The 8,377-nt window shown below is 65.7% G+C and carries 9 protein-coding genes; 4 read left to right on the top strand and 5 right to left on the bottom strand.

Going from position 1 to position 8,377, the window contains the following annotated elements; all coding sequences use genetic code 11:
• Positions 1-219 precede the first annotated feature (219 nt).
• From I6F17_RS37160 to lgt, 5 genes are all read right to left on the bottom strand, one after another.
• Complete coding sequence (locus I6F17_RS37160; RefSeq protein WP_225132260.1) at positions 220-1,173, bottom strand: ribose-phosphate pyrophosphokinase; 954 nt, start codon at positions 1,171-1,173, stop codon at positions 220-222.
• Between the two features lie 194 nt (positions 1,174-1,367).
• Complete coding sequence (locus I6F17_RS37155) at positions 1,368-1,982, bottom strand: hypothetical protein (protein WP_225132259.1); 615 nt, start codon at positions 1,980-1,982, stop codon at positions 1,368-1,370.
• Positions 1,983-2,082: 100 nt separating this feature from the next.
• Positions 2,083-2,850 (bottom strand): peptidoglycan editing factor PgeF, encoded by a 768-nt coding sequence (pgeF, locus tag I6F17_RS37150; protein ID WP_225132258.1) that lies wholly within the window; start codon positions 2,848-2,850, stop codon positions 2,083-2,085.
• The gene (locus tag I6F17_RS37145; protein WP_225132257.1) at positions 2,847-3,965 is read right to left on the bottom strand and encodes an SAM-dependent methyltransferase; all 1,119 of its coding nucleotides are present in this window, start codon (positions 3,963-3,965) and stop codon (positions 2,847-2,849) included. Before I6F17_RS37145 ends, pgeF begins: the two co-directional genes overlap by 4 nt.
• 20 nt (positions 3,966-3,985) lie before the next feature.
• Complete coding sequence (lgt, locus tag I6F17_RS37140) at positions 3,986-4,831, bottom strand: prolipoprotein diacylglyceryl transferase (RefSeq protein WP_225132256.1); 846 nt, start codon at positions 4,829-4,831, stop codon at positions 3,986-3,988.
• Positions 4,832-5,026: 195 nt separating this feature from the next.
• On the opposite strand from lgt, the gene I6F17_RS37135 reads away from it, so the two are divergent.
• From I6F17_RS37135 to ychF, 4 genes are all read left to right on the top strand, one after another.
• Positions 5,027-5,293, top strand: coding sequence for an accessory factor UbiK family protein (locus I6F17_RS37135; RefSeq protein WP_225132255.1), 267 nt, complete (start codon positions 5,027-5,029; stop codon positions 5,291-5,293).
• Positions 5,294-5,637: 344 nt separating this feature from the next.
• The gene (locus tag I6F17_RS37130; protein WP_057027685.1) at positions 5,638-6,354 is read left to right on the top strand and encodes a 50S ribosomal protein L25/general stress protein Ctc; all 717 of its coding nucleotides are present in this window, start codon (positions 5,638-5,640) and stop codon (positions 6,352-6,354) included.
• A gap of 58 nt (positions 6,355-6,412) precedes the next feature.
• A complete protein-coding gene (gene pth / locus I6F17_RS37125; RefSeq protein WP_225132276.1) occupies positions 6,413-7,018 on the top strand; it encodes an aminoacyl-tRNA hydrolase in 606 nt (201 codons plus the stop codon).
• Positions 7,019-7,142: 124 nt separating this feature from the next.
• On the top strand, positions 7,143-8,240 hold the full coding sequence (gene ychF, locus I6F17_RS37120; protein WP_225132275.1) for a redox-regulated ATPase YchF: 1,098 nt from the start codon (positions 7,143-7,145) through the stop codon (positions 8,238-8,240).
• Positions 8,241-8,377: the final 137 nt, after the last annotated feature.

Genomic DNA, 8,377 nt, shown 5'->3' with positions numbered 1-8,377 from the left:
TCAAGGCTTCGGTGGGCATCGATCCGATCGATCGGCGGCCCAGTTCGGGTGGCCACCCGGGCTGGGCCATTCCTCATGGAACATGGCCATCCTAACCCGGCGCGCTAATACAAGGGTGGGCAAAGCGCAAGCGTGCCCACCACCTTCATTACAAAAAGAAATGGGCACGGCGCTTTGCGCCTTTGCCCACCCTACGAGACTGACAGGTGAGGATAACGATCAGTCGAACAGGCTCGACACCGATTCTTCCGCCGCCGTGCGCGCGATCGCATCCGAGATCAGGCTGGCGATCGGTAGGGTGCGGATGTTCGGCGCCTTGGTCACCGCCTCGGTCGGCAGGATCGAATCGGTGATCACCAGCTCCTTCAGCCTGGAGCCGGCGATGCGGGCGGCGGCGCCGCCGGAGAGCACACCGTGGGTGATGTAGGCGTAGACGTCTTTGGCGCCCTTGGCGAGCAGCGCATCGGCCGCATTCACCAGCGTGCCGCCGGAATCGACGATGTCGTCGACGAGGATGCAGGTGTGGCCGGAGACGTCGCCGATCACGTTCATGACCTCGGACTCGCCCGGCCGTTCGCGGCGCTTGTCGACGATGGCGAGCGGGGTGTTGATGCGCTTGGCGAGGCCGCGTGCGCGGGCGACGCCGCCGACGTCGGGCGAGACCACCATCGTCTTGGTCAGGTCGAACTTGTCCTTGATGTCGCGCACCATCAGCGGCGCGGCGAACAGGTTGTCGGTCGGGATGTCGAAGAAGCCCTGGATCTGGCCGGCATGCAGGTCGAGCGTCATGACGCGGTCGACGCCGGCCTGCGTGATCATGTTGGCGACGAGCTTGGCCGAGATCGGCGTGCGCGAGCCGGACTTACGGTCCTGCCTTGCGTAGCCGAAATAGGGCAGCACCGCGGTGATGCGGCGCGCCGAGGAGCGGCGCAGCGCGTCGGTGATGATCAGCAATTCCATCAGATGATCGTTGGCGGGGAACGAGGTCGACTGGATGACGAAGGCATCCGAGCCGCGGACGTTCTCCTGGATCTCGACGAAGATCTCCATGTCGGCGAAGCGCCGTACCACCGCCTTGGTCAGCGGCAGGTCGAGCCCTTGCGCGATCGCCTGGGCGAGGGCCGGATTGGAGTTGCCGGCGACGAGCTTGATGGAGCCGTTTTTGGCCGACATGGACGCTTCCTCCCGCGCTTTGCTGGATACGACCTTCAACATCAGAAAATACCCGCTGGCAGCACGGTTACGACGGGCGAGGAAATATCAGGCGGAAGGGCGCAATGGCAACCCGGGATGCTACGTTTTCCCTTTGAAAATCCTGAGTCGGGCCAACGGCTTGGCCGCAAGTTGAGGCCGTGGTTTAGCGGGGGTTATTGCTCGGCATAGCCGAGCGCTGATGCCGGCATGTCCGGCGCGGGAGCGTCCTTGACGACGCTGGCCACCGCCGGTCCCCGCAATGCCGGAGCTGCATTGGGTGCATCCGGCGTTCCGTTGATCATGTTGGAAAGTCCGCTGAATCCGGCCTGGGCGATCTTCCGCAGCACGAGGTCGTCGGCAGCCAACCACGCGTCGCGCCCGCCCTTGGCCGAGGTCGGTTCCTCGCCGGAGAGACGCAGCGCGCGCTGCTGGTTGGCGTCGTAGACGTCCCAGACCCAGGCGATCACGGTCTTGCCGCGCACCACCTGGGCGGAGAGGTAGCTGCGCACGCGATAGGCAGCCGTACCTTCGCGGGAGACCACGGACAGGCTGCGCAGCTTGGATTCGCTGTCGAGCACGCCGACCATGCGGTCGAACACTTGCGGAGGTGGCCCGTCGATCGATTCGAAGGCGATAGTGGCCCCACTGCCGGCGCTCGGCGCCATCGCATAGGAATTGGCCGCAGTGCCGCCGCCGGCGCAGCCGCCCAGCGCGGCCGCCGCCGCCAGCAGCATGACCGCCAGCACGCGCGAACCCGCGCGGCGGAAGATGAATGACGCGTCCCTCATTATGGAGGCAGCGATATCGTTAAAATCGATTAAGGTCTAGGGCAGGCGCGACACAAGCCACTGTCATCGAGCCCCGGAATGGCACGGGGTGCCCCTGTGTTCACGCTTCAAGCGCGATGGCGTGAACGTGGCGGCCGTAATCCGGCTCCTTGCGATGCACCGAACGGCGATAGCTGAAGAAGCGCTCGTCGGAATAGGTGTCGAGACCGAGGTCGTCGATCATCAGGATGCCGGCGGCCTCGAGCCGCTTGCGGATGAAGCCGGCGAGGTCGAACATCGCGTGGCCCTCGCGCACCGATGGGATGAAGAACACAGCGTTCTCCGCATCCTGTTCGATGAAGCGCGCGACGAACTCGTTGCCGACCTCGTAGCTGTCCTGGCGGATCAAGGGACCGATCGCGGCGATGATGCCGCCGCGCGTGGCGCCGAGCTGCTCCATCGCCGCGATGGTGGATTCCAGCACGCCCGTCAGTGCGCCCTTCCACCCCGCGTGCGCGCCGCCGATCACGCGCGCCTTCGGATCGACGAACAGCACCGGCCCGCAATCGGCGGTGGAGACGCCGAGCGCGATGCCCGGCGTCTTCGTCACCAGCGCATCGCCCTTGGGTCGCGGCCCGCTCGGCCATGGTGCCTCGGCAACCAGCACGTCGGGCGAATGGATCTGGTGCAGGCTGAGGAAGCGCTCGGGCGCAACGCCGACATGCTCGGCCATGCGGCGCCGGTTCTCCGCGACCAGGGCCTGATCGTCGTTGGAGCCGAGCCCGCCGTTCAGCGCCGAATAGATGCCGCCGGAGACGCCGCCTTCGCGGGTGAAGAAGGCATGGCGCAGGCCGGGCACGGCCGACAGCACCGACGAAGCAATCGTCATGAGGCCTCTCCTGCCTGTTCGAGATCGCTGAGGCCGGCAAGGCTGGTCAGCCGCGGCTCGGAGATGCCGAGCACCTTGAACATCGAGCCCATGCCGCCACGCCCGGTATCGGTCAGGCGCTTGAGCGCCACCGAGATGTCGGTGGCGATTTCGGGCGCTGCTTTCTGCATCAGGGCCGCGGCACGGGTGTCGATGCCGATCCGCTTGAGGAAGTCGCCTTGTGTCACCGGCCCATGCACGCGCGCGCCGACAGCCTCGGCTGCGCGCGCCAGTGCCTGGAAATCGACATGGGCGGTGACGTCGGCCTGGCCCGGCGCCTTCAGGGGATCGGCGAAGGTGTGGCGCGCGATGGCCTGGAAGGTGTCGCCGGCATCGCTGCGCAGATGGCCGTAATCGATGATCAGCGCCGCGCCGTCCTGGTCGCGCACGCGCGCGGCGAGCTTCATGATCTCGCCGTCCGGCCGCCACTCGAACACGGCGCCGATCGGGGCGGCGCGCACCAGGGGCGGCAGCAGCACGTCGAACCGCGGCGTCGGCTCCGGCGCCGCGCCGAACTGCAGCTTGCCGTTGGGATCGATCTCGATCACGCGCTCGTGCCAGCCGTTTTCGAGCCGGACCATCTGGTGGACCGGCAGCACGTCGAAATATTCGTTGGCGAGGATGATGCTGGGGCCCTCCGGCACCTGGTCGATGCTGTCGTGCCAGGCGATGTTGCGCACGTTCGCCAGCGTCGCGCTCTGCCGGTCCCGCAACACGGGATTGACTTCGACCATGTGGATGTGGAGCGCCTGGTAGAGCGGCGGCAGCACGCGGAGCGCCCGCAGCGCATCCGCCATCATGGTGCCGCGGCCGGGGCCGAGCTCGATCAGCCGCAGGAATTGCGGCGAGCCCATCTGCTTCCAGACCGAGGCGGTCCACAACCCCAACAACTCGCCGAACATCTGGCTGACTTCGGGCGCCGTCGTGAAGTCGCCCTCGCGCCCGAGCGGATCGCGCGAGACGTAATAGCCGTAGCGCGGATGCATCAGGCACAATTCCATGTACCGCCAGACCGGCATGGGCCCGGAGGATTTGATCAGCGCCTTGATCTCGTTGAGCAGCGGCTGGTCGGTCACGGCGATCTTCTCGAAATGAATTAACGAATGGCCTGGACGGCCGTCGGCGCACTGCGCCTCGCTGCCAATACAATAAGAATGAGGCCGACGATAAGCATCGGGATCGACAGCAGCATGCCCATGGTTAATCCGCCCCAGAGAAAACCGAGCTGCGCGTCCGGCTCACGGAAATGCTCGCCGGCGATGCGGGCCAGGCCATAGACCAGGATGAAGGCGCCGAGGATCATGCCGGGGCGCCTTAAGGCACCGAACCGGATCATGATTGCCAGCACCGTGAACAGCAGGATGCCCTCCATGCCCGCCTGGTAGAGCTGGCTCGGATGGCGCGGCAGCTGCGTCGGATCGTTGGGGAAGATGATCGCCCAGGGCAGGCTCGGGTCGGTGGCGCGGCCCCACAATTCGCCATTGATGAAATTGGCGATGCGTCCGAGCAAGAGCCCGACCGGGGCAACCGCGGTGGTGATGTCGCCGAGCGACAGGATCGAGATGCCATTGCGCCAGGCGAACCACATCACCGCGACGACGCAGCCGAGGAAGCCGCCGTGGAACGACATCCCGCCCTCCCACAATTTGAAGATCGCGGCGGGATGGTCGATGAAGAAGGGCAGGTTGTAGAACAGCACGTAGCCGGCGCGGCCGCCGATGATGATGCCGAGCGTGACCCACAAGATGAAGTCGTCGATCTGAAGCAGCGAGATCGGCGCGGGTCCGCCCCACAGGCGTTCGCTCTTCAGCAGCGCGCGGGCATAAAGCCAGCCGAACACGATGCCGCAGATATAGGCCAGGGCATACCATTTGATCGCGAACGGACCGATCTCGAGCGCGATCGGGTTGAAGGCGGGGAAGTCGATCAGCAGAAAGGGCATCGCGCCTTCTGTGTGCAAGCGGGATCGCGGCGGGCGCCGGCCGACGCCCCGTGATTCCTCTTATGCAGGGACGTTGAATACGATTGCAAGGAAACCCGCACATGACAAGGATACCGCCGCTTCGCTCTTGAACCGGCCCCGTCGGATTGCCATTGTCATCTTGCGTGTTCGCGCAAAGTTTATCGGAGGCCCACAATGACCCAGACCAACAACCGGTTTTTCGACGAGATCGGCCGCCTGATGAACGACGCCGCCGGTGCTGCCCAGGGCGTCAAGCGCGAGTTCGACTCCGTGATGCGCAACCAGGCCGAAAAATTCCTGCGCGACATGGACCTCGTCAAGCGCGAGGAGTTCGAGGCGGTCAAGGACATGGCGCGCCTGGCGCGCGAGGAGAACGAAGCCTTGAAGACGCGGATCGCAGCGCTGGAGGCCAAGCTCGGGGGAACCCCGACGACGTCGTAAGGCGCGGTCTCTCTTACCCTCCCCTGGAGGGGGAGGGTCGATCGCGCGTAAGCGCGAGCGGGGTGGGGTGATCCCTCCACACGGGGACTGCCCGAGGGGAGAGATCACCCCACCCCGTCTCACATTTCGCTACGCTCCATGCGAGCCGACCCTCCCCCTCCAGGGGAGGGTAAGAGCCCGGGTGCGAACCCGGGCCTACCAGCCCATTCTCCTTGTCATTTCCGCAGCTTCCGGGTAAAAGCCCGCCACGTCCGCGGCCCCCGCACCCCTGGAGGCTTGCTGTGGACTATGCCATGGGCCGCCTTGCGGCCCATTAACTTTTGCAAAAACAAGGACTTAACGACATGGCGACGACCGTCAAGGAATTGAAGGCGACCGCACGTCCGAAGAGCGGCAAGGGGGCCGCCCGGGCTGAGCGTCGCGCCGGGCGAGTGCCCGGAGTGATCTACGGCAACAACCAGCCCCCGCTGACGATCTCGATCGAGGATCGTGAACTGCGCCAGCGCATCCTTGCCGGCCGGTTCCTGACCACGCTGGTCGACATCGACCTCGAGGGCAAGAAGCACCGCGTCATTCCGCGCGACTACCATCTCGACCCGGTCAAGGACTTCCCGATCCATGTCGACTTCATGCGGCTGGGCGAAGGCGCCACCATCCGCATCAGCGTTCCCCTGCACGTGGTGAAGGCCGAAACCTCCCCGGGCGTGAAGCGCGGCGGCACGGTCAACATCGTCGCCCACGCGATCGAGCTCGAATGCGGAGTCGAGAGCATCCCGCAGTACATCGAGGCCGATGTCGGCTCGCTCGAGATCGGTCACTCCCTGCATCTGGCCGACGTCAAGCTGCCGGCCGGCGTCAAGGCGCTGACCCGCGAGGACGCGACCCTCGTCACCATCGTGCCGCCGTCCGGCTACGCCGAAGAGCAGAAGGCCGCTGCTGCGGCCGCCGCTGCTGGTGCGGCCCCGGGCGCTGCGGCTGCTCCGGCCGCTGGTGCCGCGGCTCCGGCTGCTGCTCCTGCCGCTGCTGCCAAGGCTCCCGCCGGCGGCGACAAGAAGAAGTAATCTCTCGAAGCTGGCGCGCGGTCCTTGACCGCGCGCCGAGCGGGGGGCGCGCCGCGTCATGCGACTCTTTGTTGGGCTCGGCAATCCCGGCGCGAAATACGCACGTAACCGGCACAATATCGGCTTCATGGCCGTCGACGAGATCGCGCGGCGTCATGGCTTTGCGCCGTGGCGTCGCCGCTTTCAGGGCGAGACCTCGGAAGGTGCGCTCGGCATCGAGCGCGTGATCCTGCTCAAGCCCACGACCTACATGAACGAGTCCGGCCGCAGCGTTCAGGACGCGGCGAGCTTCTTCAAGATCGCCGCGGGCGACACCACGGTGTTCCACGACGAACTCGAGCTGCCGCCGGGCAAGGTGCGGGTGAAGATCGGTGGCGGCATCGCCGGCCATAACGGTCTGCGCTCGATCTCGGCGCATATCGGCAACGATTATCGCCGCGTCCGGCTCGGCATCGGTCATCCCGGCGTCAAGGAACTGGTGCACGGCCATGTGCTGTCGGACTTCGCCAAGGCCGACAACGAATGGGTGACGACGCTCTGCGACGCCGTGGCCGAGCACGCCGCGCTGCTTGCCAAGGGCACGGACGCGACCTTCGCCAACAGGGTGCATCTGGCCATGCAGGCGAAGGGGTTTTTGACCAAGGACGAGAACGGCAAGGAATAACGCCTGTCATCGCCGGACTTGATCCGGCGATCCATCCTTCGAAGACGATGGATGCGCGGGTCAAGCCAGCGCATGACGACTTTCGGAATACATTGACGCGCGAAGCGCGGAGGCCAGGACCACCATGGGATTCAAATGCGGGATCGTCGGATTGCCCAATGTCGGCAAGTCGACCTTGTTCAATGCGCTGACCGAGACGGCCGCGGCGCAGGCCGCGAACTATCCGTTCTGCACCATCGAGCCGAATGTCGGCGAGGTTGCCGTGCCCGATCCCAGGCTCGACAAGCTCGCGGCCATCGCCAAGTCGGGCCAGATCATCCCGACCCGGCTGACGTTCGTCGACATCGCCGGCCTCGTGCGCGGCGCCTCCAAGGGCGAAGGCCTCGGCAACCAGTTCCTGGCCAACATCCGCGAGGTCGACGCCATCGCGCATGTGGTGCGCTGCTTCGAGGACTCCGACATCACCCATGTCGAAGGCAAGATCGCCCCGCTCGCGGACATCGAGACCATCGAGACCGAGCTGATGCTCGCCGACCTCGACAGCCTCGAGAAGCGCGTCGACAACCTCACCAAGAAGGCCAAGGGCAACGACAAGGACGCCAAGGAACAGCTCGATCTGGTCAACCGCACCCTGGTGCTGCTGCGCGAGGGCAAGCCTGCGCGCCTCGTCGAGCGCAAGGCGGAGGAGGAGCGGGCGTTCGCGATGCTCGGCCTGTTGTCGTCAAAGCCCGTGCTCTATGTCTGCAACGTCGAGGAAGGCTCGGCTGCCACCGGCAACGCCTTTTCCAAGGCGGTCGAGGAGCAGGCGGCGAAGGAGGGCGCGGTCGCCGTCGTCATCTCCGCCAAGATCGAGTCCGAGATCGCCACCATCTCGCGCGACGAGCGCGCAGACTTCCTGGAGACCTTGGGACTCCAAGAAGCGGGTCTCGATCGCCTGATCCGCGCCGGCTACACCCTGCTCGACCTCATCACCTACTTCACCGTGGGCCCGAAGGAAGCGCGCGCCTGGACCATCCATCGCGGCACCAAGGCGCCGGCCGCGGCCGGCGTGATCCACACCGATTTCGAGAAGGGTTTTATCCGCGCCGAGACCATCGCGTATGACGATTACGTCGCGCTCGGCGGCGAAGCCGGTGCCCGCGATGCCGGCAAGCTCCGCCTCGAAGGCAAGGACTACGTCGTCGCCGACGGCGACGTGATGCATTTCAGGTTTAATACGTAAGCACCAACATCGGTGCCGTAGCAACCATTAAAGCGGGCGCCCGATTGCCTTGAGCATGACGCCGCGCTTGCGACCGTCAAGGCGTGGCCTGGCGGCAGCGGGTATGAGGCGAGAGCAGAGCGACGGCCAGCCTTGAC

The organism is Bradyrhizobium sp. NBAIM18 (assembly GCF_020193825.1).
GTDB lineage: Bacteria > Pseudomonadota > Alphaproteobacteria > Rhizobiales > Xanthobacteraceae > Bradyrhizobium > Bradyrhizobium yuanmingense.
This window is presented reverse-complemented; position numbering and strand designations above follow the sequence as displayed.